General features: G+C 58.2%; 20 protein-coding genes and 1 pseudogene. 13 read left to right on the top strand and 8 right to left on the bottom strand.

All coding sequences use genetic code 11. The features are described from left to right. Positions 1-850 (bottom strand): annotated as a pseudogene (locus B5G43_RS17865) (RNA dependent RNA polymerase); the annotation flags it as partial. Between the two features lie 122 nt (positions 851-972). Here B5G43_RS17865 and B5G43_RS17570 point away from each other — a divergent pair. The 6 genes from B5G43_RS17570 (at position 973) to B5G43_RS14290 (ending at position 3780) form a co-directional block, all read left to right on the top strand. Further along, positions 973-1632 (top strand): AAA family ATPase, encoded by a 660-nt coding sequence (locus tag B5G43_RS17570; RefSeq protein ID WP_204244514.1) that lies wholly within the window; start codon positions 973-975, stop codon positions 1630-1632. Between the two features lie 43 nt (positions 1633-1675). After that, complete coding sequence (locus B5G43_RS17565) at positions 1676-2047, top strand: hypothetical protein (protein ID WP_204244513.1); 372 nt, start codon at positions 1676-1678, stop codon at positions 2045-2047. A 202-nt stretch (positions 2048-2249) separates the two neighbouring features. Continuing rightward, entirely contained in the window at positions 2250-2381 is a 132-nt protein-coding gene (locus tag B5G43_RS18050) for a hypothetical protein (protein WP_275532321.1), read from the top strand. A 15-nt stretch (positions 2382-2396) separates the two neighbouring features. Continuing rightward, positions 2397-2876, top strand: coding sequence for a hypothetical protein (locus B5G43_RS14300; protein WP_158097440.1), 480 nt, complete (start codon positions 2397-2399; stop codon positions 2874-2876). Between the two features lie 177 nt (positions 2877-3053). Continuing rightward, a complete protein-coding gene (locus B5G43_RS14295; RefSeq protein ID WP_087262536.1) occupies positions 3054-3338 on the top strand; it encodes a hypothetical protein in 285 nt (94 codons plus the stop codon). An 85-nt stretch (positions 3339-3423) separates the two neighbouring features. Then, positions 3424-3780 carry a recombinase family protein gene (locus B5G43_RS14290; protein WP_087262534.1) on the top strand — a complete coding sequence of 119 codons (357 nt, stop codon included), beginning with the start codon at positions 3424-3426 and terminating at the stop codon, positions 3778-3780. 675 nt (positions 3781-4455) lie between these two features. On the opposite strand, the gene B5G43_RS14275 is transcribed toward B5G43_RS14290, so the two are convergent. The 3 genes from B5G43_RS14275 to B5G43_RS14265 form a co-directional block, all read right to left on the bottom strand. Beyond that, positions 4456-4833: a hypothetical protein gene (locus B5G43_RS14275; RefSeq protein WP_087262532.1), complete on the bottom strand. Its 378-nt coding sequence runs from the start codon at positions 4831-4833 to the stop codon at positions 4456-4458. Between the two features lie 39 nt (positions 4834-4872). Next, positions 4873-5673, bottom strand: coding sequence for a helix-turn-helix transcriptional regulator (locus B5G43_RS14270; RefSeq protein WP_087262531.1), 801 nt, complete (start codon positions 5671-5673; stop codon positions 4873-4875). An 83-nt stretch (positions 5674-5756) separates the two neighbouring features. After that, positions 5757-6110, bottom strand: a complete 354-nt coding sequence (locus tag B5G43_RS14265; protein WP_087262529.1) for a hypothetical protein — start codon at positions 6108-6110, stop codon at positions 5757-5759. A 422-nt stretch (positions 6111-6532) separates the two neighbouring features. Here B5G43_RS14265 and B5G43_RS14255 point away from each other — a divergent pair, with 422 nt between their 5' ends. The 6 genes from B5G43_RS14255 to B5G43_RS14225 all read left to right on the top strand — a co-directional run bounded on the left by B5G43_RS14255 (position 6533) and on the right by B5G43_RS14225 (position 11834). Next, positions 6533-6946, top strand: coding sequence for a cysteine-rich VLP domain-containing protein (locus B5G43_RS14255; protein ID WP_087262527.1), 414 nt, complete (start codon positions 6533-6535; stop codon positions 6944-6946). 111 nt (positions 6947-7057) lie between these two features. Then, entirely contained in the window at positions 7058-7453 is a 396-nt protein-coding gene (locus B5G43_RS14250) for a replication initiator protein A (protein WP_087262525.1), read from the top strand. A gap of 182 nt (positions 7454-7635) precedes the next feature. Next, on the top strand, positions 7636-8580 hold the full coding sequence (gene mobV, locus B5G43_RS14240) for a MobV family relaxase (protein WP_087262523.1): 945 nt from the start codon (positions 7636-7638) through the stop codon (positions 8578-8580). Next, complete coding sequence (locus tag B5G43_RS14235; RefSeq protein ID WP_087262521.1) at positions 8564-8779, top strand: hypothetical protein; 216 nt, start codon at positions 8564-8566, stop codon at positions 8777-8779. The genes mobV and B5G43_RS14235 overlap by 17 nt, the downstream gene beginning before the upstream one ends. 94 nt (positions 8780-8873) lie before the next feature. Beyond that, a complete protein-coding gene (locus tag B5G43_RS14230; protein WP_087262519.1) occupies positions 8874-10385 on the top strand; it encodes a recombinase family protein in 1512 nt (503 codons plus the stop codon). Positions 10386-10487: 102 nt separating this feature from the next. Further along, positions 10488-11834, top strand: coding sequence for a recombinase family protein (locus tag B5G43_RS14225; protein WP_087262517.1), 1347 nt, complete (start codon positions 10488-10490; stop codon positions 11832-11834). 335 nt (positions 11835-12169) lie between these two features. Here the strand turns inward: B5G43_RS14225 and B5G43_RS14220 are convergent, their stop codons facing one another. Genes B5G43_RS14220 through recG form a run of 3 tightly spaced genes read right to left on the bottom strand, consistent with a single transcriptional unit; the run spans position 12170 to position 15152 of the window. Further along, positions 12170-12553 carry a C-GCAxxG-C-C family protein gene (locus tag B5G43_RS14220; protein WP_087262540.1) on the bottom strand — a complete coding sequence of 128 codons (384 nt, stop codon included), beginning with the start codon at positions 12551-12553 and terminating at the stop codon, positions 12170-12172. Between the two features lie 31 nt (positions 12554-12584). After that, the gene (locus B5G43_RS14215; RefSeq protein WP_087262515.1) at positions 12585-13058 is read right to left on the bottom strand and encodes a GNAT family N-acetyltransferase; all 474 of its coding nucleotides are present in this window, start codon (positions 13056-13058) and stop codon (positions 12585-12587) included. A gap of 12 nt (positions 13059-13070) precedes the next feature. Then, complete coding sequence (gene recG / locus B5G43_RS14210; RefSeq protein ID WP_087262513.1) at positions 13071-15152, bottom strand: ATP-dependent DNA helicase RecG; 2082 nt, start codon at positions 15150-15152, stop codon at positions 13071-13073. Between the two features lie 322 nt (positions 15153-15474). Here recG and B5G43_RS14205 point away from each other — a divergent pair, with 322 nt between their 5' ends. Then, positions 15475-18909 (top strand): pyruvate carboxylase, encoded by a 3435-nt coding sequence (locus B5G43_RS14205; RefSeq protein WP_087262538.1) that lies wholly within the window; start codon positions 15475-15477, stop codon positions 18907-18909. A 49-nt stretch (positions 18910-18958) separates the two neighbouring features. Here the strand turns inward: B5G43_RS14205 and B5G43_RS14200 are convergent, their stop codons facing one another. Further along, complete coding sequence (locus B5G43_RS14200) at positions 18959-21589, bottom strand: valine--tRNA ligase (protein ID WP_087262511.1); 2631 nt, start codon at positions 21587-21589, stop codon at positions 18959-18961. Between the last annotated feature and the right edge of the window lie 28 nt (positions 21590-21617).

The raw sequence follows: 21617 nt of genomic DNA, 5'->3' as shown, positions 1-21617 counted from the left end.
TGCGCTTCAAAAAGTCCTTGAAATCCACCTGATGGAGCATCCCCTTGATGTAGGGCATCCGAATCTGGAAGGAGGTGTGAGTGTGGCTGCCGCAGCAGGCCTTGTCCACTACCTCGGCGTACTCTTTGGAGATGAGGCCCACGCCATCAAAGCAGGTGATGTCCAGATCTTCCAGTGTATCTGCCCGGTAAAAGGTTCCCGGCTCTCTGCCTTCCCGCAGGGTGATGACAGGTGCTCGCTCCACTCTCTTGGTTGGATTGTCTATGACGATGACCCGGTGTTTTTTGTCAATGCGGATGCCGTCCACCCGGGTTCCGCTGGAGAACATGAGACCGTTGTAGGCGTAGAGTTTACTGAGCTGGCAGCGATCCAGTTCCATGTTCAGCATGATCCGCTGGCGCATGGGCTCATACAGATCCGCCCGGATGAAGGAGAGACGGGACTGACGGCTCATGCTGGCGGAGCGCTCAAAGGCCACATAGCGGTGTAGACCGCTGCCGAAGTCCAGGGTGATCCCCTCGGGGCGGAACATGTCTCTGGCCTTCTCCCGGCGGGCCTGCTGCGTCTTTCCGGTTCCGCGCCGGTCAAAGATTCCGGCGAAGTCCATATAGAACAGCACATCGGAAAGCGATGTGACTTTCTCATCGCTACGCTCCCGCCAACCCTCCCCGTGGAGTTGGTACATCAGCTGATGGAACATAGCGCAGCTGTCCTGCTCGTGCTTGGCACCCGGTACCTTGCAGTGCTCGGTGGCACTGCGGTTCAGAGCAAAGGTGTAAACACCGTCTTGCTCCGCGGCATAGCTCATCACCGCCCGGGCAGAGAGTTCGTAGATCTGATAGGTCGTCATTGGCTCACCTCCGTTTGCTCTATTCTACCACAAACCATTTCAAAATCAAAATGAATACTACTCCCACTTCTTTTGAGGTGGGAGCTTTTTGTATTCAAATTCTTGAAATGGAGGTACTAAACATGAACAACAAAATGAACCATCCCCTGATCACAGTGGACGGCAGAACCCTGATGGATCGTCCGCTGGAGCCGCCCAATTTTGTGGTGGACACCCTGATCTCTCAGGGGTTGCACATCCTGGCTGGCTCACCAAAGGTGGGCAAGTCCTGGCTTGCACTGTGGCTGGCGGTGACAGTTGCCAAGGGAGAACCGGTCTGGAACATGAGCACCAGGCAGGGCACCACTCTCTATCTCTGTCTGGAGGATTCCGTCCTCCGCATCCAGAATCGACTCTTTGAGATCACCGAGGACGCACCAAGCAGCGTCCACTTCTGCACGGAGTGCGCCCTCATTGAACAGGGGCTGGAGGAGAAGGTGGACGCATTCGTCGCCGCACACCCCGACACCGTGCTGGTCATCATTGATACCTTGCAGATGATCCGTCCGATCCACGACGCCACCTACGCCAATGACTACCGGGATCTGTCTGTGCTCAAGCGGCTGGCGGACAAGCACGGCATTGCCATCCTGCTCATCCACCATCTGCGAAAAGAAAAGGCGGAAGATGTGTTCCACCGGATCTCCGGGACCACCGCCATCAGCGGCGCGGTGGATTCCAGCTTCACACTGGTGGAAGAAAAGCGGGGCAGCGGCAGAGCAAAGCTCTTGTATTGGTCGTGACATTGAATACCGAGAGCTGACGCTGGAGCGCAACGGTGAAAATGTGTGGGAACTGGTGTCAGACAGCCGGACACAGCCGGAGCTGCTGGGCAATCGCATCGTCTATCTTCTCTCTGAACTGATGCGTGACCGAAGCGAATTTATCGGCACTCCCACAGAGTTGTCTGAACGAATCGACCCTGTGGGTGTGGAACGCATGTCACCCAAGAAAGTATCCCGACAGATTCTGCAAAACCTTGACGCACTAAGGAAAATCGGCATTTCCGCTGTGGTGCACCGCAGCAACGGAAGGCGGCTCATTGAGCTGCACCGTGCCGAAAGTGACAATGCCCAGGGTGTCCCGGCGGTCGACCCTGTTGACCCTGCCGGGTCGCTGCGCGGCGATTTGCGGACAGTTTCCGAGCGTAGCGAGTAAACCCCCGCAGAGCAAGAAAAACGCCGTGTTGGGCCGTTTATGGCCGAAGGAGGAGTGCGGGTGTCCGGCGCGGGGAAATCACCTCCTTGGAGGTGGCCAGCATCGCGTTTGTCTGGTCGCCGGCAAAGCCGCCGCCCACCTTCCGCCTGTTTGCGGGGCGCTGCCCCACACCCCATTTTTACGAAAGACTGGAGGAAACGACATGAAAAAAGATATCAAATTCAGCACCCGGATGGCATACGCAGACCGGGAGGCCATCAAGGAATTGGCAAAACGCTCCGGGATGTCCATGAGCGACTATGTGACGGCCTGCTGTTCGGTGACAAATATCTGAAGGAGAATATGGAGTATGAATTCAGGATCAGAGAAGAAATTATCTATGGACGAGCTGTTGGAAAAGAACCGACCTGCGCAGATGGCACAGCCTCCGGCGCAGGAGCTGACACCGCCTCCCGAAGTGCATCCCACGAAAAAGGAGTGGGAGGATCTGCAGAACCACCTCTGCACACTGAGACACCACACCGAGAGACAGATCGGCTATCTGAAAAAGATCAACGAACTGCTGGTGCAGCTCCCCACCCGGACACAGATGGACGAACTGCTGAAAGCGGTGAAGCATCTGGAGCAGATGAGCGAACAGGCTGGGAAACAGAGCGAGAAGCGTTTTTCTCTGCCCGGCATCAGGCCACCCAGACCGAGTCTGCCGGACATTCCATGGACCAGTTTGCTGTTGGGACTGGTGGCCCTGGCGCTGACTGGGCTGGTGCTGTGGGTGGTGTGGTCCAGCTTGGACACGCTCTGGAGCGCGGCCAGGGGCCTGCTCCTGTGATGGACGCTACCACTACGCACCACCACACCGACAGCAAGGCCCTCCGGAAAGAACGACAAAAGAAAATCGCCCAAGGCCACGCCGAGGACGATCACGAAGAAGAACAGACTTGGCAGCAGACTATGTGACGGTCTGCTATTTTTGTTATCTGGATTATGTCTGGAGGAAAGGAGTTCTATGAGAAGAGAATACGAGAAATACCGTGACACCGGCATGCTGGGCGGATACGATCCAGGCAGAGCACTGCTGCAGGAAACAGAAAGCGGAGAGGTGCTGACCAGTTTTCGTGACACCTGCTACCAGCACCAGGGCGATCACAATATCAATCAAAGGGAGATGCTCATTGGAGGGAAGGTCTTTCATGTGACCTCTGTGTTCCCGATGGAGGCCACAGCGACCCCCACAGACAAGCTGCTCTCGCTCATTGACACAGACCTAAAGAAGGAAGCCCACAGCGCGTAAAGTTTCCGTGGACTTGTGCAGGCCGGTGGGGTATACTGTCCGTACCCCATACCGGCTTGCCCCAGTAAAAGGAGGTTACAGATATATGGCAAGCCAAAAATACAACATCTTATACGGAAGACTCAGTCAGGAGGATGAGCGGCAGAGGGATGACCGGCAGAAAGAGTCCAATTCCATCCACAATCAGAAACTCTTCCTGGAGCAGTACGCGGCGGATCATGGATTTGAAAACACACTGTTCCTGGCGGACGATGGCTACTCCGGTACAAACTTTGACCGTCCGGCTTGGAAGAAAATCATAGAAATGGTAGAACGAGACGAGGTGGAGACCATCATCGTCAAGGATCTCAGCCGCCTGGGACGAGAATACCTTCAGGTGGGACAGTACACGGAAATACTATGGACAAGGGCACAAAGGGCAGACCGTGAAACGGGCTGCTGACAACAAATAAAGGCTGAACATCAAGCACAGGAAAGTGCGAGGTGTTCAGCCTGTTTTGTTGTCTGGGGTTTCCAAAGGGGGGCACCCCTTTGGCACACGACTTTGCTTGCAAAGTGTAGTGTGTTATACCTGCTGGCGTGGCTGACGGGGAAAACGAGGTGCGGTGCTTCATGCGCCCTGTTTGCTCCGGCAGGAAAACAGACTGAATTTTTGCGAATGGGAATGAGCAAAAAATCGGGCTGTTTTCAGAGAACGGCGGCAGGTATATGAAAGCTCCCGTCCCTCGTCCTACGCTTCGACTTGTGGACAAAGTGTCCCGAAGTGTGGCCACACTCCCGGAAAAGTAGCGGAACAGCGGGCAACCGTCAAGGCTGAAATGAACGGGTTTGCTCCCGGCCTTGACCGCCGCACGCCGTCCCGCTGAATGGGTGGACAAGGCGGCCAATCCCTCAAAGTGCTTGGCCGTTCTCTTTCTGATTTTGGCGCGTTTCTTTTCCCAAAATTTGAAATGGGCGGGAAGCCATTTTAAGGCTTTCCCGCCTTGATTACCCTTTAGCAAAGACAGGCGGGACTGTCAACGGCGGCGCATGAAATGCGCCGTTCATCTTGACCGTTGACTGGCTCGGCTGGCTTTGCTATTTCCCCGACAAACTGAAAGTTGCCCCACGAAAATGTTTATAGTGTGTGCAAATCATCCAGTGAAACAGTATATCCGTTTCCCTTTTTCAAAAATTCAATCTGGAGTGTTAAATCGTTTATTTTACCATCCGTTGTTAAATCATAATCCATGCAATATCCGCTTCCGTCACGAAAAGTAAATAAATCTATTTTTTGATTTTGGCTCTTTACCTGTTTCGGGTCATCAATTTTCAGCACAGGTCGGGTTTCATCCAAATATTGCAGTGCAAAGATTAAATCTTGTTCCGTCAATATTCTACTACTGTCAAACACAGCTAAAAATTCTTGGTACTTTTCTTTTGCCAATATTCCTAAAGCCTTTTCTACAAAGTCAATAAAACAATCCTGTTCCTTTCCTTTTTCTGCATATATCATAAAATTATGGCCCCCTATAATTTCAGATTTACCGCTCTCTTACTTTCTCCCCCGCTGGGGCTTTGGATTTTTCAGCAAGTCAGACTTTTGTGCAATCCGTTTCAGCCACTTCTTTTCTTCCTCGGACAGCTTCTTGTAATTCAGTTTGAGCCGCTTGCAGATAAACATCATGGCCGCCTGCTCTGGGTCGCTGCCCTCTCTGACTGTTTCCTCGGCTGTCTGCAAAAAATCTTCCAGTGGGTTGTCCTCCGGGACGCTGAAAAAATCGTCTTTATGGGCTTCCCGCAGGTCGAGGGCTATCTTGTTTATGTCCTGCTGTATCACATAGCGGCAAAAGCTGTCATCGTCAATATGGGCGGTAATAAGCTGCCTTAACTGCGGGTCGGTCAAGCCGGGATTGTGCCGCTTCATAATCGTTGCGCTCACAGCGTCCACAATGGCGTTTGCGCTCTGCACCTGCTTTCCGGCCACACCGTTCACATAGATTTCAAGGTCAGCCATGAGCCGGGGAAAATCCGGGTGCGTTGCCAGCTCACACAAGAGGGAATTGTCCACCAGCCCGCTTTTCAATAGTTCAATCATATCATCACTCAAACGCAGGTCTGCAAGATCGGCGTTTGGGTGATTTCTTGTTTGGGAACGGCCCAGCAGATAATCAACGGTCACTTCATAAAACTTTGCCAACTCAATAAGGGCATAGTGGCTGATGTCCTTGAAATTGTCCCCCTCGTAACTGCCTAAAGCAGACTTGGAGAGGTGGGTCTGCTCCGCAAGCTGTTCCAGCGTCAGGCCACGCTCTACACGCAGGTCTTTCAATCGTTCTTGTATGGATAGTTCCATGCTCTCCCTCCTTGTCTGTTACCCGATAGCTACCAACCCCGTTCTTGAATGGTTCTCGTCTATTAGTTCTGTTTGATTGTTGGTCAGCTTTGCTCTACAAAGCGCACTTGATTTCCTCCAATTTCAAATTCCAGCTTTACGCCATAATCATCCGCCCAGGGCTGGCACTTGCTGAGCAGCTCCACCACCAGCTGGTCAGGTTCTTCATCAAACGTGACCCGCAAAATCACGAGCCAGTCCTCATATTCCTTTCGAAATTCTTCGCTCTGTGTATGATTCAGGTAACCTTCCATCTTGTCCAGCAGGGCCTTTTGTGTTTCCGGAGAGCCATCAATGAAGCCATTGCAGACTAAGACCATCAAAACTTCTTTGCTTTCGCGTTTCTCCGCCAGAATATCGATCTTGTGCAAATCCCCGAACATATCTTCAATCGTCATAGTCTTCACCTTTCCTTTTTGATTCAATCTTTCATCTTGAATACTTGATGTACTCACTCTTTAAGCCGTCCCATTAGCAGTTTCTATTTTCATTCTACCACAATTCCGAGAGCGTGGAAATAGCTTGTTTTTTAGGCCGATTTCCTACCTTTCGGATATACGGGACGGGCGGTCATTTAGGTGTAGACTTAGATTAGTTCATCGATGGACAGCACCTTGAAAACAAAATGACCGTCCGAAAAGGAATACCCCGGCTGGGGAAGCACCGCAAGGAGCCGGACTTCTGGACACTTTGTCCAGAGGTCACTTCGGGACAAGTTGTCCCGAAGCTGCGGGGAGCGTGCCAACGTCGGAACACGCCGCAGGAATGGGGCAGGAAGCCTTTTCGGTGAGAACGGCAAAGCGAAAAATGGAGGGAACGCATGAGAGATAACCCCTATAAAGACTTGCCGCCGCTGGAACGCAGGCTGGACGGTTCCCTTTACCGCATGACACCGGCGCAGAGGAAACAGGCGGCCAGCCTGATACGCCGGGAGTGCTGTTGCTGTGAGGACGGCAACTGCATTGCCCTTGACGATGGGGACACCTGCACCTGCCCGCAGACGATTTCTTTCTCGGTCTGCTGTAAGTGGTTCCGCTGGGCGGTCTTGCCGCTGGACGGGACGCTGGAAGCGGAGATTTTCCGGGATAAGGACTTGAAACGCTGTTCGGTCTGCGGGGCGGCTTTCGTCCCACGCTCCAACCGGGGAAAATACTGCCCGGACTGCGCCGCCAGAGTTCACAGGCGGCAGAAAACAGAAAGTGAACGGAAAAGGAGGTCTGCTGTGGACAGTTAGGAGCGAAAAAAGCCTTGATTTTCAAGGCTTTGCAAGCTCTAAACCGGGGCAGGTGGTATAAAGTATCGCCCGCCCCGGAAAACGGGCTTCTAACCGTCCACAAAACGAACTATGACAAATACCATCTATATCCATCAGCCGGAAAAGGCGTTCAGCTTCACCCGGCTCCCGAATTTTCTCTTTGAAGCCCCAACATTCCAGCCCTTGTCCAACGAGGCAAAGCTGCTGTATGCCTTTATCCTGCGCCGGACAGAGTTATCCCGCAAGAATGGGTGGGCGGATGACTGCGGACGGATTTTCCTGTATTACCCTATCTGTGAGGTGGTTGACCTGCTCCGCTGTGGGCGGCAGAAAGCGGTGAACACCCTGCGGGAGCTGCAATACGCCGGGCTGGTTGAGATCCAGAAGCAGGGCTGTGGAAAACCCAACCGCATTTACCCCAAATCCTATGAAGCGGTTCCAAACACCGACTTCAAGAAATCCCGTTCTGGTACGCCGGAGGACTGAAAACCATATCCATGAAGTACGGAAATCACTCCTGAGAAGTACGAAAACCGGACGGTATATAGAAATACAAAGATAAAAAGATTGATTTATATTCTATCCATTCCAATCCTATCCGAGCTAATTTCTGCGGGATTTTCCCTGTGGAAAACCCCGGATAGGAAAGGAATGGGGAAAGGAGCAGAATGGCACAACACGCAATTTTGCGGTTTGAGAAGCACAAGGGCAACCCGGCAAGGCCGCTGGAAGCCCATCACGAACGGCAGAAAGACAAATATGCCAGCAATCCCGACATTGACACAAGCCGGAGCAAATACAACTTCCATATCGTCAAGCCGGAGGGACGCTACTACCACTTCATTCAGAACCGTATCGAGCAGGCGGGATGCCGGACGAGGAAAGACAGCACACGGTTTGTCGATACGCTGATAACCGCCAGCCCGGAGTTTTTCAAGGGGAAATCCCCAAAGGAGATACAGGCGTTCTTCCAAAGGGCGGCGGATTTCCTCATTGGCCGGGTAGGACGGGAAAATATCGTGTCGGCGGTGGTACACATGGACGAGAAAACGCCCCACCTGCATTTGACCTTTGTTCCGCTGACAAAGGACAACCGCCTGTGCGCAAAGGAGATTATCGGCAACCGGGCAAACCTGACGAAGTGGCAGGACGATTTTCACGCCTATATGGTGGAGAAATACCCCGACTTGGAGCGTGGGGAGAGCGCCAGCAGGACAGGCCGGAAGCATATCCCCACCCGGCTTTTCAAACAGGCGGTTTCCCTCTCCCGGCAGGCCAGAGCCATTGAAGCCACGCTGGACGGCATTAACCCGCTGAACGCCGGAAAGAAAAAAGAGGAAGCCCTCTCCCTGCTGAAAAAGTGGTTCCCGCAGATGGAGAATTTCTCCGGGCAGTTGAAAAAGTACAAGGTCACAATCAATGACCTGCTGGAAGAAAATGAGAAGCTGGAAGCACGAGCCAGAGCCAGCGAGAGCGGCAAAATCAAAGACCGCATGGAACGGGCAAAGCTGAAAAGCGAGTTGGACGATTTACAGCGGCTGGTTGACCGTATCCCGCCGGATATACTGGCGGAACTGAAACGGCAGCAGCGGCATTATGGAAAGGAAAGGTGATTTTATAAGTACCAATATCAGATACAAAAAGGAAACAGAAGTCGTGACCTTTCAGGGCAGGGAAATCACGCTGGAAAACCTCTCCCCGGTGTTCACGCCGGAGCAGGAAGCGGCCAAACGCCGGGAACTGGAGCAGCAGCTTTATGAGGTGTTCCGCAAATACGCCGATAAGCGGCAGAAAGAGGAAGCCGGGGCGTAAGGTTTCCCGAAGCCATCGTTGATTTGCGGGGCTGCTGGCGGTATAATAGAATTGTCAGCAGCTCCGTTTCTTTTTTAAGAAAAGGAGCGACAAAATGAATAATAGGATAGACGCGATCTATGCAAGGCAATCGGTAGACAAAAAGGACAGCATTTCCATTGAAAGCCAGATTGAGTTTTGCAAATACGAATTGAAAGGCGGGAACTGCAAGGAGTACAGGGATAAAGGGTATTCCGGGAAAAATACGGAGCGGCCGGAGTTTCAACAGCTCATGCGGGATATTGAAAGCGGCCTTGTGCGGAAAGTGGTGGTATACAAACTTGACCGTATCAGCCGTTCCATTCTCGATTTTGCGAAGATGATGGACTTCTTCCAAAAATACGATGTGGAGTTTGTGTCCTCTACGGAGAAGTTTGATACCTCTACCCCGATGGGGCGGGCCATGCTGAATATCTGTATCGTGTTCGCCCAGCTTGAACGGGAAACGATACAGAAGCGGGTGCAGGACGCATGGCACTCCCGCTGTCAGAGGGGCTTCAAAATGGGCGGCAAAACGCCCTACGGCTTTCGGACAGAGCCGTATGTGATGGACGGCATTCGTACAAAGAAGCTGGTGATTGAGCCAACCGAAGCGGCCTTTGTCCGGCAAATGTATGAGATGTACGCCGACCCGCAGGTATCGCTGCATGACATCACAAGGAAGCTGACGGCAGACGGTATGCGTACCAATCGCGGCAGGCCGCTGTCAAGGGCTACTTTGAGCGTCATTCTCCGCAACCCGATTTATGTCATGGCTGACCTCGACATATACGAGTTTTTCAAAAGCCAGGGGACGGATATTTACAATGACGCCGCCGACTTTGCGGGGACAAACGGCTGCTATTACTATCAGGGCAAGGGCAACACGGAGGACAAGCACAGGCACCTGCAAGGGCAAACGCTGGTGCTTGCCCCCAGCGAGGGATTTATCCCCTCGGAGCTGTGGCTGAAATGTCGGAAAAAGCTGCTTGCCAGCCAGAGCTACCAGCCCGCAAGGAAAGCCCGGAACACTTGGATGGCGGGAAAAATCAAATGCGGGAAATGCGGCTATGCGCTCATGTCGGCGCACTCCAACGGTATTCTTTACCTGCGCTGCACCGTCCATGCGGACAACAAGGCGTGTCCCGGCTGCGGCTGTGTGAAGCTCCACGAACTGGAAGCGGTGGTCTACGGGGCGATGGTAAAGAAGCTGAAAGATTTTAAGACGCTGACAGGCAGGAAAAAGGCGGCGAAAATCTCCCCGAAGCTGGCGGCAAAGCGGCTGGAACTGGCGCAGGTAGAAAGCGAGATTGAAAAGCTGCTTGACACGCTGACAGGCGCAACCCCGGTTTTGCTCTCCTACGCAAACAGCAGGATTGAAGAGCTGGACGCAAAGCGGCAGCTTATTTCTGACGAGATTGCGAAGCTCTCTGCGGACGCTGTGCCAGCCGAAAAGATAGAAAGCATTTCCGGCTATCTGGACGACTGGGAAAATGTCAGCTTTGAGGACAAGCGGCAGGTGGTGGACGCATTGATAACCGTTATCCGGGCTACCAATGAGAAAGTAGAAATCGAATGGAAAATCTGACGGGCTAACCCCCGCCGTACCTTATCCCTTTGTGCCCTTGTCTATATCAGCGAGATCTACTTTCCGGAAAAGGGTGTCCGCTTTATCGCGGTCAATGATGGCGTGGATTCCCTGGTGGAGAGCAGCAACGACTTCAACCCCATCCGAAACTGGGCCAACGAACTCCACGCCAAGGACACCAGCAAGAAGGTGCGTGCTATCAAGAAAATGCAGGCGGAGCGCGGAGAACGGCTGGGCGGCAAACCGCCCTACGGCTACAAGAAAAAGGACAGGGACTCCAAGGAGATCATCCCCGATGAAGAAACCGCCCCCATCGTGCGTCGGATCTTTGATCTGTGCGCTGCGGGAAGGGGACCGAACCAGATCGCCAGAATTTTGACCAGAGAGCAGGTGCTGAATCCCACCAACCAGTACTACCAGGCCACCGGCACTGCCTGCACCAATCTGGATACCACACGCCCCTACACCTGGTCCGGAAAAACCGTAGCCAACATTCTGGAGAACAAGGTCTACATCGGGCACACGCTCAACATGAAGAAAACAACGCTCTCCTACAAAAACAAAAAGCAGATCCAGAAACCGGAGAGCGAGCAGATCCTTGTGGAGAACACCCATGAGCCACTCATCTCAATGGAGGTCTGGGAGATCGTGCAGGATGTGCGGGAGCACAAGCGGCGGCCACCCAAGCACATGGAGGACCCGAATCTGTTCTCCGGATTGGTCTACTGCGCCGACTGCGGCAAATACATGGTGCTCTGCCGGACCGAGAAGATGCGGGAGGATCAGTACTATTTCCGGTGCTCCACTTACGGCAAGCGCGGGAAAACCGCCTGCTCGCCTCATCAAATCCGTGAGGCGGACCTGAAAGCCATTGTGCTGGATGACCTTCGCAGGGTCACGCACTTCGCACGGATGAAGGAGTGGCAGTTTGCCCAGTACATCAATCAGAAGAACACCGCAGAACTGCGCCGGGAGATCAACCGTCTGCAGAAGGAACTGGATTCTATACGGCGGAGATACGATGAGTTGTGTGCGCTGTTCAAGCGTCTCTACGAGGACAATGTTCTGGGGCGGGTGAGCGATGAACAGTTCCGCATGCTGTCCGCAGACTACAACGCTGAGCAAAAAAATCTGTCTGCAACCATTCCGGCCAAGGAGGAACAGTTGGAGAAACTGAAAGCCTCAGCCGCCAATGTGGACGCCTTCATTGAGAAGGCCAAGCGGTACACTACCATTGACGAACTGACGCCGGAACTCCTGCGGCTCTTTATCCAGCGGATCGAGGTGGGAGAGCGGAGCCAAAAGTATTCCCGCTCTGCTGGACAAAGTATCAGGATCGTGTACCGAGACATCGGCAGAGTGGATAGCCCTATGCAGGAGGGAGAGCACGCACCGCATATCACAAAGCAGATCACAGATATTGAAGAAATCAAGCGATTGCTGGCATAAAACACAACAGGCGGACAGCTTCCGCTGTCCGCCTGTGTGCCTGACAATTCAGTGGGTTCAAAAAGTGTACCTGTGGGAACTATCAGAAAGCGTGTCCTTCTTTTTTGGTTCCGCCGCCTGACGGGCGGCTCCACCCTCCGGGATTTCACATGCTCGGGGCAAGTGAATTGCCCCTGCGCCAAGGTTTTTCCTTCCGAAAAACGCTTGTACGGCGCAAAAGCACCGCGGCCCAGAAGGGCCGTTTTCTGCAACGGCTTTAACCTCACATTTTCGAACAGGAGGACATCCACACGGATGTCCTCCTGTTTTGCTTTTCCCGGTCGGAAGGCCGTTTTTTATTGGGCCAGCTGCTCCTCCAGCAGCTCCACCGCGTCGTACACCATGCGGTCACAGTGGGGCTTGCGCGCCTCCCCCCGGTCCTTGGCAGCCTTCAGCAGCTCGGCGCAGTTGAGGGCGCCGTTCTTCTCCCGGAACTTGCGCAGCAGCGCCATGGTGGCCGCCTCGTCCGCTTCGGCCATGCCCAGCACCATCAGCGCCCCGGTCACCGCGCCGCACATGCCGCCGCAGCGCATGCCACTGCCAAAATGCGCGCCCAGATTGCGGGCGGTCTCCCGGTCCACGCCGCAGACCTCCCGGAAGGGAATCAACACCGCCTGGGCGCAGTTGTAGTGTACCTCTGTGTCGCCCCGCAGGGCCTTGCACTCTTCCATCCGATCCATGATGGTCATTTCTCCTTTATATAGAACTCTCTCACTTGGTCTCGCCGGCGATCTGGAGGTCCCCCTCCAGCACCATCTGCCGGTACTCCAGGAAGCGGAAGCCCAGCCGCTCATAGAGCCGGATGGCCCCGGCATTGGCGTCGGTGACCTCCAGGCGCACCCGGCGGTGGTTGGGCCAGCGCTCCTTCAGATAGCGGAACACCTGGGTGCCGTAGCCCTTGCCCCGGCACTCCGGGCGGAAATACAGCTCCTCAAAGAAGAGGCAGCGGCCGCCCACTTCGCCGGAATAGCACTCGGTCACATAGGCATAGCCCACTGCGGCCCCGTCCTCCTCCAGCACCAGGCCGGTGAGCAGGGGCTCGGTGTGGTCCACGGCCGCCTGGAAGGTGCGCTCCAGCACGGCGGGGTCCACCTCGTGCTCCACGGCGGGGCTGTGGTAAAAGGTATCCACCATGGGCATCACCGCGTCCCGGTCGGCGGCGGTCATCTCACGAATGGTCAGCATATCAGTTTCCTCCTAATTGAATCGTTCGGCCTGCTGGGTGAACAGGCGCTGGATCTGCTCCCGCAGGAGCCGGTGCTCCGGCTCGTCCAGGCCGGGGTCCCGCGCCAGCAGGGCGGCGGCGGCCTCCTGGGCCTCCTTGAGCACCCGGGTGTCCCCGGCCAGGTCCGCGATGCGGAGCTGCGGCAGGCCGTGCTGCCGCGCCCCGAAGAAGTCGCCGGGGCCCCGCAGTTTTAAATCCTCCTCCGCGATGCGGAAGCCGTCGGTGGTGCGGGTGAGGGTTTTCAGGCGCTCCCGGGTCTCCGGGTTGCGGTTGGAGGTCACCAGGACACAGTAGGACTGGTGTTTTCCTCGTCCCACCCGGCCCCGGAGCTGGTGGAGCTGGGAGAGGCCGAAGCGCTCGGCGTTCTCCACGATCATCAGCGAGGCGTTGGGCACGTCCACACCCACCTCAATGACGGTGGTGGACACCAGCACGTCCAGCTCGCCCCCGGCAAAGGCGGACATGACCTTCTCCTTGTCCCTGGGCTTCATCTTGCCGTGGACCAGCCCCACCCGCAGGTCGGGAAAGACCTCCTCCTGGAGCTGTTTGGCATAGGTGGTGGCCGCTTTCAGCGCGGCGGCGGAATTGGGGTCGTCCTCCCCCTCCTCCACGGCGGGGCAGACCAGGTAGACCTGCCGCCCCTCGCCCACCTGCTTGCGCACGAAGTTGTACATCCGCTGGCGCTTGTCCTCCCCCACCAGAAAGGTCTCCACCGGCGTACGGCCCGGGGGGAGCTGGTCGATGACGCTCACATCCAGGTCGCCGTAGATGATGAGGGCCAGGGTGCGGGGGATGGGGGTGGCCGACATGACCAGCACGTGAGGCAAAAAATCCGCCTCGCCCCCGGCCTTCTCGGCCAGGGCCGCCCGCTGGCCTACGCCGAAGCGGTGCTGCTCGTCGGTGATGACCAGGCCCAGCCGGGCGAAGTCCACCCCCTCGGAGAGGAGGGCGTGGGTGCCCACCACAAGGTCGATCTCCCCGGCGGCCAGGGCCGCTTTTACCTTCCGCTTCTCTGCCGCCCGCTGGCCGCCGGTGAGAAGCCCCACCCGGATGCCCAGCGGCTCCAACACCCCGGAGAGGGTGCGGAAATGCTGCTCGGCCAGCAGCTCGGTGGGGGCCATCAGGGCGCTCTGCCACCCGGCCCGGCCCGTCAGCAGGGCGCAGGCGGCGGCCACCATGGTTTTACCGGAGCCTACGTCGCCCTGTACCAGGCGGTTCATGGGCGTTCCGGAGGCCATGTCGGCGGCCGCTTCGGCAATGGCCTTTTCCTGGGCCTCCGTGAGGGCGAAAGGCAGCGCCGCCCGGAACTCCGCCAACCCCGCCGCCGGGATGACCGGCCCCACGCCGGTGCTCCGCCGCTCCCGCAGGAGGGCCAGGCCGCAGGAGAGGGTAAAGAGCTCCTCAAAAATGAGCCGCCGGCGGGCCAGGTCCAGGGCTTCCTCGTCTGCCGGGAAGTGGATATGCTCATAGGCGTACCCCGCCGCCGCCAGACGGTGCTCCTGCCGCACCGCGGCGGGGAGAAGTTCGGGCATGTCCTGGGCGCAGCTCTCGGCGCAGCGGAGGGTGAGCCCGGCCAGCAGGTTGTTGGACACCCCCGCCGTCAGGGGGTACACCGGCAGGATGCGCCCGGTGAAGCGGGTCTGGTCCTCCCGCTCAAAGACCGGGTTGGTCATCTGCCGCCGGGGCGGGAAGCCCTCCACCGTACCGTAGAAGATGTAGCTCTCCCCGGGGATGAGGGCGTTTTTCACATAGCTCTGGTTAAAAAAGGTAAGCTCCAGGGTGCTTCTGGCGTCCACCGTCTTGACCTTGGTCAGCTCCAAGCCCTTGCGGAGGTAGGAGTGCCGGGGCGTCTCGGCCACCATGGCCCGGATACACACCGGAATTCCCGGCAGAGCCTCGTCGATAGCGCAGACCTTCCGCCGGTCCTCGTAGCTGCGGGGGAAGTAGCGCAGCAGGTCCTCCGCCGTGTGGAGGCCCAGCTTCCCCAGGGCGGCAGCGCGCACCTTCCCCACCCCGGGCAGTTCCTCCACCCGGGTCGAACGGCGGATCTCCATGGCACTCCCTCCTCTCCGCGAATGGGACCAGTGTACCACATTCCCCGCCACCCGGCAAGTGTGCGCCCGGGGCGGGCAATTTTCCCCAAGGAGAGGCCCTTTTGCCGGGGGCTTTCCTGTACACTCCGCCTTTTTTGCAATTTTGTCAAAAATCGCTTGCAAATTAACTCGCCCACCTTTATAATACCAGATAGAGCATGTTTTCATTAAGTTTTCGCTTAAGTCATTTGAAAGTACCTTAGTATCTAACTTGCATATCTCATAGTGTATCTAAGCTCAGACTAAAGCCGTTTCAGGCTACAAGAAAGGATGAATGAGCGACATGGCAGAGCACACCTTCCAGAAGGTCCTGGTAGCCAACCGCGGCGAGATCGCCATCCGCGTGTTCCGCGCCTGCTACGATCTGGGGCTGCACACCGTGGCCATCTACTCCAACGAGGACACCTTCTCCCTCTTCCGCACCCGCGCGGACGAGGCCTACCTGATCGGCGAAAATAAGAGTCCTTTGGGGGCATATCTGGACATTCCGGCCATTATTGACCTGGCAAAGCGCCGCAAAGTGGACGCCATCCATCCCGGCTACGGCTTCCTGAGCGAGAACGCCGACTTCGCCAAGGCCTGCGAGGACGCGGGCATCGCCTTCATCGGGCCCTCCTCCAAGATCCTGGGGCAAATGGGCGACAAGCTCACCGCCAAGGCCATCGCCAAGGCCTGCTGCGTCCCCACCATCCCCGGCTCCGAGTCTCCCCTGAAGGGCGGGGCCGAAGCCCTGGAAAAAGCAATTTCCTACGGCTTCCCCGTCATTTTGAAGGCGGCGGGCGGCGGCGGCGGCCGCGGCATGCGCCGCTGCGACACCCCCGAGGAGGTCATCCCCGCCTTTGAGCTGGTGAAGAGCGAGGCCAAGAAGGCCTTCGGCAACGAGGACATTTTTATTGAGAAATATCTGGTGGAGCCCAAGCACATCGAGGTGCAGATCCTGGGCGACCAGTACGGCAATGTGGTCCACCTGGGCGAGCGCGACTGCTCCCTCCAGCGCCGCTACCAGAAGGTGGTGGAGTTCGCCCCCGCCTTCAGCGTGCCCGAGGCCACCCGTCAGAAGCTCTACGAGGACGCCGTGAAGGTGGCCAAGCACGTGGGCTATGTCTCCGCGGGCACCGTGGAGTTCCTGGTGGACAAGGAGGGCAACCACTACTTCATCGAGATGAACCCCCGCATCCAGGTGGAGCACACCGTCACCGAGATGGTCACCGGCATCGACCTGGTCCGGGCCCAGATCCTGGTGGCCGAGGGCAAGCCCCTCTCCACCCCGGAGATCGGCATCACCTGCCAGGACGACGTGCGCATGGACGGCTACGCCATCCAGTGCCGGGTGACCACCGAGGACCCGGCCAACAACTTTGCCCCCGACACCGGCAAGATCACCGCCTACCGCTCCGGCGGCGGCTTCGGCGTGCGGCTTGACGGCGGCAACGCCTACACCGGCGCGGTCATCTCCCCCTACTACGACTCTCTGCTGGTGAAGGTCACCTCCTGGGACCGCACCTTTGAGGCGGTCTGCCGCAAGGCCACCCGGGCCATCAGCGAGGAGCACATCCGGGGCGTCAAGACCAACATCCCCTTCATCACCAACATTCTGGGCCACCCGGCCTTCCGGGCGGGCAAGTGCCACACCAAGTTCATTGACGAGACCCCCGAGCTCTTTGAGTTTGAGAACAGCCGGGACCGCGCCACCAAGGTCCTCAAGTACATTGCCCAGATCCAGGTGGACAATCCCTCGGCCGAGCGCCGCCAGCTGGACATCCCCCGCTTCCCGCCCTTCGAGCATACGCCCCCCAAATGTACCGGCCTCAAGCAGATGCTGGACCAGAAGGGCCCCGAGGCGGTGCGGGACTGGGTGCTGGGGCAGAAGAAGCTCCTCATCACCGACACCACCATGCGGGACGCCCACCAGTCCCTCCTCTCCACCCGGGTGCGTACCCGCGACATGGTGAAGGGGGCCGAGGGCACCGCCGAGATCCTGAACGACTGCTTCTCCCTCGAAATGTGGGGCGGCGCCACCTTCGATGTGGCCTACCGCTTCCTCCACGAGTCCCCCTGGGAGCGGCTGGAGCTGCTGCGGGAGAAGATCCCCAACATCCCCTTCCAGATGCTCCTCCGCGGCGCCAACGCCGTGGGCTACACCAACTACCCCGATAACCTCATTCGCGCCTTTGTAAAGGAGGCGGCCAAGACCGGTATCGACGTGTTCCGCGTCTTTGACTCCCTCAACTGGATCCCCGGTATGGAGGTGGCCATGGACGAGGTCCTCAAGCAGGGCAAGCTCCTGGAGGCCACGCTGTGCTACACCGGCGACATCCTGGACCCCAAGCGGGACAAGTACACCCTCAAATACTATGTGGACATGGCCAAGGAGCTGGAGAAGCGCGGCGCGCACCTGCTGTGCATCAAGGACATGTCGGGCCTCCTGAAGCCCTACGCCGCCCAGAAGCTGGTGTCCACCCTGAAGCAGGAGGTGGGCCTGCCCATCCACCTGCACACCCACGACACCTCCGGCAACCAGGTGGCCGCCTATCTGATGGCCGCCGAGGCCGGCGTGGACATCGTGGACTGCGCCATTGACTCCATGTCCTCCATGACCAGCCAGCCCTCCATGAACGCGGTGGTCTCCGCCCTCCAGGGCCAGGAGCGGGACACCGGGCTGGACCCGCAGAAGCTCCAGAAGCTCAGCGACTACTGGGCCGACGTGCGGGAGCGGTACGCCGGGTTCGAGGCGGGCATCAAGAACCCCTCCACCGACATCTACCGCTACGAGATGCCTGGCGGCCAGTACACCAACCTGAAATCCCAGGTGGAGAGCCTGGGTCTGGGCCACCAGTTCGAGGCGGTCAAGGAGATGTACAAGACCGTCAACGACATGCTGGGCGACATCGTGAAGGTGACCCCCTCCTCCAAGATGGTGGGCGACCTGGCCATCTTCATGGTGCAGAACCAGCTCACCGCCGAAAACATCGTGGAGCGGGGCGAAGCCCTCACCTTCCCCGACTCTGTGGTCAGCTACTTCAAGGGCATGATGGGTCAGCCCGCCTGGGGCTTCCCGAAGGACCTGCAGAAGGTGGTCCTGAAGGGCGAGGAGCCCATCACCTGCCGCCCCGGCGAGCTGCTGCCGCCGGTGGACTTCGAGAAGGCCCGGGAAGAGGTGCGCAAGTTCTACCCCGACACCTCCGACCGCACCGTCATCTCCTGGTGCCTCTATCCCAAGGTGGTGGAGGAGTTCTGCCGCCACCGGAAGGAGTACGGCTACATCATGCGCATGGGGAGCCATGTGTTCTTCAACGGCATGGCCCTGGGCGAGACCAACAAGATCAACATCGAGGACGGCAAGACCCTGGTCATCAAGTACCTGGGCCTGGGCGACCTGAACGAGGACGGCACCCGCAATGTGCAGTTTGAGCTCAACGGCATGCGCCGCGAGGTAGCGGTGCCCGACAAGAACGCCGTGTCCCAGGTGCGGCCGGTCACCCTGGCCGACCCGGAGGACAAGAGCCAGATCGGCGCGTCCATCCCCGGCATGGTGTCCAAGGTGAACGTGAAGAAGGGCGACCACGTGGAGGAGAACCAGGTGGTGGCCGTGATCGAGGCCATGAAGATGGAGACCAGCGTGGTGGCCCGCAGGGCCGGCGTGGTGGAAGAGGTCCTCATCAAAGAGGGCGGCTCCGTCAAGGCCGGCGAGCTGCTGATGACCATCCAGCTGAGCTAAACGTAAAAAAACACACCTTCCCGCACGGGAAGGTGTGTTTTTTGTTTGCTTACATGGTGGCCAGCTGGGCCTCCAGCTTCTCGATGAGGGCGCGCATCTTCTCGGCACGCTCCCGCTCGGCCTCCACCACGTTGGCGGGGGCCTTGTTCACAAAGCCGGGGTTCTGGAGCTTGCCCTCCAGACCGGCGAGCATCTTGCGGTTCTTCTCCAGCTCCTTCTGGACGCGGGCCTTCTCCTTCTCCAGGTCCACCAGCTCGCCCAGGGGGATGGAGATCTGGGCGGCGTGGGTGGCGATAACCACCTGACCGGCCTCCTGCTTGGCCTCGGTGATGGGGATGATCTCCACCTCACTGGCGGAGGCCAGGCGCTTGAGGAAGGGGATACCGGCGGTAAAGACCTCCCGCTCCAGGGTGGCCACGGTGAGGTGGGCCTTCTTGGAGGGGGGCACGTTCATCTCGGCGCGGCGGGTACGCACGGCGCGGATGGCGTCCATGATGAGCTCCATGGCCTTCTCTTCCTCGGGGAAGGCCAGATCGATGTGGAACTCCGGCCACTGCTGGAGCATCAGGTAGTCGCCCTCGTGGGGCAGGGCCTGCCAGATCTCCTCGGTGATATAGGGCATGAAGGGGTGGAGGAGCTTCAGGATCTGGGTCAGCACGTAGCAGAGCACCTGCTGGGCGTTCTCCTTGGCCTCCTGGTCCTCGCCCTGGAGGCGGGCCTTGGTCAGCTCGATATACCAGTCGCAGTAGGAGTCCCAGATGAAGTCGTACACCTTCTGAGCGGCCACGCCCAGCTCGTACTTCTCCATGTTCTCGGTGATCTCGGGGATGACGCTGTTGAGCTTGGAGAGGATCCAGCGGTCCTCCAGCTCCAGGTGCTTGGGCAGCTCACACTTCTCGATGGTCAGGTTCATCATCAGGAAGCGGGAGGCGTTCCAGATCTTGTTGGCGAAGTTGCGCATGGCCTCACACCGCTCGGTGTAGAAGCGCATGTCGTTTCCGGGGCTGTTGCCGGTGACCAGGTTAAAGCGCAGAGCGTCGGCGCCGTACTGGTTGGCCATCTCCAGGGGGTCGATGCCGTTGCCCAGAGATTTGGACATCTTGCGGCCCTTGTCGTCCCGGACCAGGCCGTGGATGAACACGGTGTGGAAGGGAGGCTTGCCGGTGTGCTCACAGCCGGAGAAAATCATCCGGGCCACCCAGAAGAAGATGATGTCGTAGCCGGTGACCAGCACGTCGGTGGGGTAGAAGTACTTGAAGTCCTCGGTCTCCTCAGGCCAGCCCAGAGTGGAGAAGGGCCACAGGGCGGAGGAGAACCAGGTGTCCAGCACGTCCTCCTCCTGCTTGATGTGCTTGGAGTGGCAGTGCTCACACTCGGTGGGGTCCTCCTCGGACACGGTGATGTGGCCGCACTCCTGGCAGGTCCAGGCGGGGATCTGGTGGCCCCACCAGAGCTGGCGGGAGATACACCAGTCGTGGACGTTCTCCATCCAGTTGGTATAGGTCTTGGAGAAGCGCTCGGGGACGAACTTCACCTCGCCGTCGTTGACCACCCGCAGGGCCTCCTCGGCCAGGGGCTTCATCTTCACGAACCACTGGGCGGAGATGAGGGGCTCCACGTCGTTGTGGCAGCGGTAGCAGGTGCCCACGTTGTGCTGGTGGGGCTCCACCTTGACCAGGTAGCCCTGCTCCTCCAGATCGGCCACGATGGCCTTGCGAGCCTCATAGCGGTCCATGCCGGAGTAGCGGCCGTAGCCCTCCACCACCTTGCCGTTGTCATCCAGCACCCGGATGGTCTCCAGGTTCTGGCGCAGACCGACCTCAAAGTCGTTGGGGTCGTGGGCGGGGGTCATCTTCACGCAGCCGGTGCCGAACTCCATGTCCACATACTCGTCGGCCACGATGGGCATTTCCCGGCCCACCAGGGGCAGGATGCACTTCTTGCCCACGATGTCCTTGTATCGCTCGTCGTTGGGGTTGACGGCCACACCGGTGTCGCCCAGCATGGTCTCGGGACGGGTGGTGGCCACGATGACATAGCGGCCCTCCTCGCCCTGGATGGGGTAGCGGATGTGCCAGAAGTTGCCGGGCTTGTCCTGGTACTCCACCTCGGCGTCGGACAGGGCGGTGACACAGTTGGGGCACCAGTTGATGATGCGGCTTCCCTTATAAATGAGGCCCTTCTTGTAGAGGGAGACGAACACGTGGCGCACGGCCTTGGAGAGGCCCTCGTCCATGGTGAAGCGGGAGCGGCTCCAGTCGCAGGAGGCGCCCAGCTTCTTCTGCTGCTCCACGATGCGGTTGCCGTACTTGTTCTTCCAGTCCCACACCCGCTCCAGGAATTTCTCCCGGCCCAGGTCGTAGCGGGTGAGGCCCTCGTTCTTGCGCAGCTCCTCCTCCACCTTGATCTGGGTGGCGATACCGGCGTGGTCGGTGCCGGGGACCCACAGGGCGGCGTAGCCCTGCATGCGCTTGAAGCGGATCAGGATGTCCTGGAGGGTGGAGTCCATGGCGTGGCCCATGTGGAGCTGGCCGGTGACGTTCGGGGGCGGCATGACGATGGTGAAGGGCTTCTTGTCGGGGTCCCGGTGGCCCTCGAAGCAGCCGTTCTTCTCCCACATCTCATAGATGCGCCCCTCCACCTCCTGGGGCTCATAGACCTTGGGCAGTTCTTTCTTCATACGAAAAACACTCCTTGTTCTTGTGTGT

Source organism: Flavonifractor sp. An92, assembly GCF_002159175.1.
Classification (GTDB): domain Bacteria; phylum Bacillota; class Clostridia; order Oscillospirales; family Oscillospiraceae; genus Pseudoflavonifractor_A.
This window is presented reverse-complemented; position numbering and strand designations above follow the sequence as displayed.

What these genes read in the sequence shown, in the direction of transcription:
- B5G43_RS17570 (WP_204244514.1), top strand. Translation starts at nt 973, where the DNA reads ATGAACAACAAAATGAACCATCCCCTGATCACAGTGGACGGCAGAACC.
- B5G43_RS14270 (WP_087262531.1), bottom strand. Translation starts at nt 5,673, where the DNA reads ATGGAACTATCCATACAAGAACGATTGAAAGACCTGCGTGTAGAGCGT.
- B5G43_RS14215 (WP_087262515.1), bottom strand. Translation starts at nt 13,058, where the DNA reads ATGCTGACCATTCGTGAGATGACCGCCGCCGACCGGGACGCGGTGATG.
- B5G43_RS14235 (WP_087262521.1), top strand. Translation starts at nt 8,564, where the DNA reads ATGGAAAGGAAAGGTGATTTTATAAGTACCAATATCAGATACAAAAAG.
- B5G43_RS14250 (WP_087262525.1), top strand. Translation starts at nt 7,058, where the DNA reads ATGACAAATACCATCTATATCCATCAGCCGGAAAAGGCGTTCAGCTTC.
- B5G43_RS14290 (WP_087262534.1), top strand. Translation starts at nt 3,424, where the DNA reads ATGGCAAGCCAAAAATACAACATCTTATACGGAAGACTCAGTCAGGAG.
- mobV (WP_087262523.1), top strand. Translation starts at nt 7,636, where the DNA reads ATGGCACAACACGCAATTTTGCGGTTTGAGAAGCACAAGGGCAACCCG.
- B5G43_RS14220 (WP_087262540.1), bottom strand. Translation starts at nt 12,553, where the DNA reads ATGGATCGGATGGAAGAGTGCAAGGCCCTGCGGGGCGACACAGAGGTA.
- B5G43_RS14275 (WP_087262532.1), bottom strand. Translation starts at nt 4,833, where the DNA reads ATGATATATGCAGAAAAAGGAAAGGAACAGGATTGTTTTATTGACTTT.
- recG (WP_087262513.1), bottom strand. Translation starts at nt 15,152, where the DNA reads ATGGAGATCCGCCGTTCGACCCGGGTGGAGGAACTGCCCGGGGTGGGG.
- B5G43_RS14230 (WP_087262519.1), top strand. Translation starts at nt 8,874, where the DNA reads ATGAATAATAGGATAGACGCGATCTATGCAAGGCAATCGGTAGACAAA.
- B5G43_RS14200 (WP_087262511.1), bottom strand. Translation starts at nt 21,589, where the DNA reads ATGAAGAAAGAACTGCCCAAGGTCTATGAGCCCCAGGAGGTGGAGGGG.
- B5G43_RS18050 (WP_275532321.1), top strand. Translation starts at nt 2,250, where the DNA reads ATGAAAAAAGATATCAAATTCAGCACCCGGATGGCATACGCAGACCGG.
- B5G43_RS14205 (WP_087262538.1), top strand. Translation starts at nt 15,475, where the DNA reads ATGGCAGAGCACACCTTCCAGAAGGTCCTGGTAGCCAACCGCGGCGAG.
- B5G43_RS14295 (WP_087262536.1), top strand. Translation starts at nt 3,054, where the DNA reads ATGAGAAGAGAATACGAGAAATACCGTGACACCGGCATGCTGGGCGGA.
- B5G43_RS14265 (WP_087262529.1), bottom strand. Translation starts at nt 6,110, where the DNA reads ATGACGATTGAAGATATGTTCGGGGATTTGCACAAGATCGATATTCTG.
- B5G43_RS14300 (WP_158097440.1), top strand. Translation starts at nt 2,397, where the DNA reads ATGAATTCAGGATCAGAGAAGAAATTATCTATGGACGAGCTGTTGGAA.
- B5G43_RS14255 (WP_087262527.1), top strand. Translation starts at nt 6,533, where the DNA reads ATGAGAGATAACCCCTATAAAGACTTGCCGCCGCTGGAACGCAGGCTG.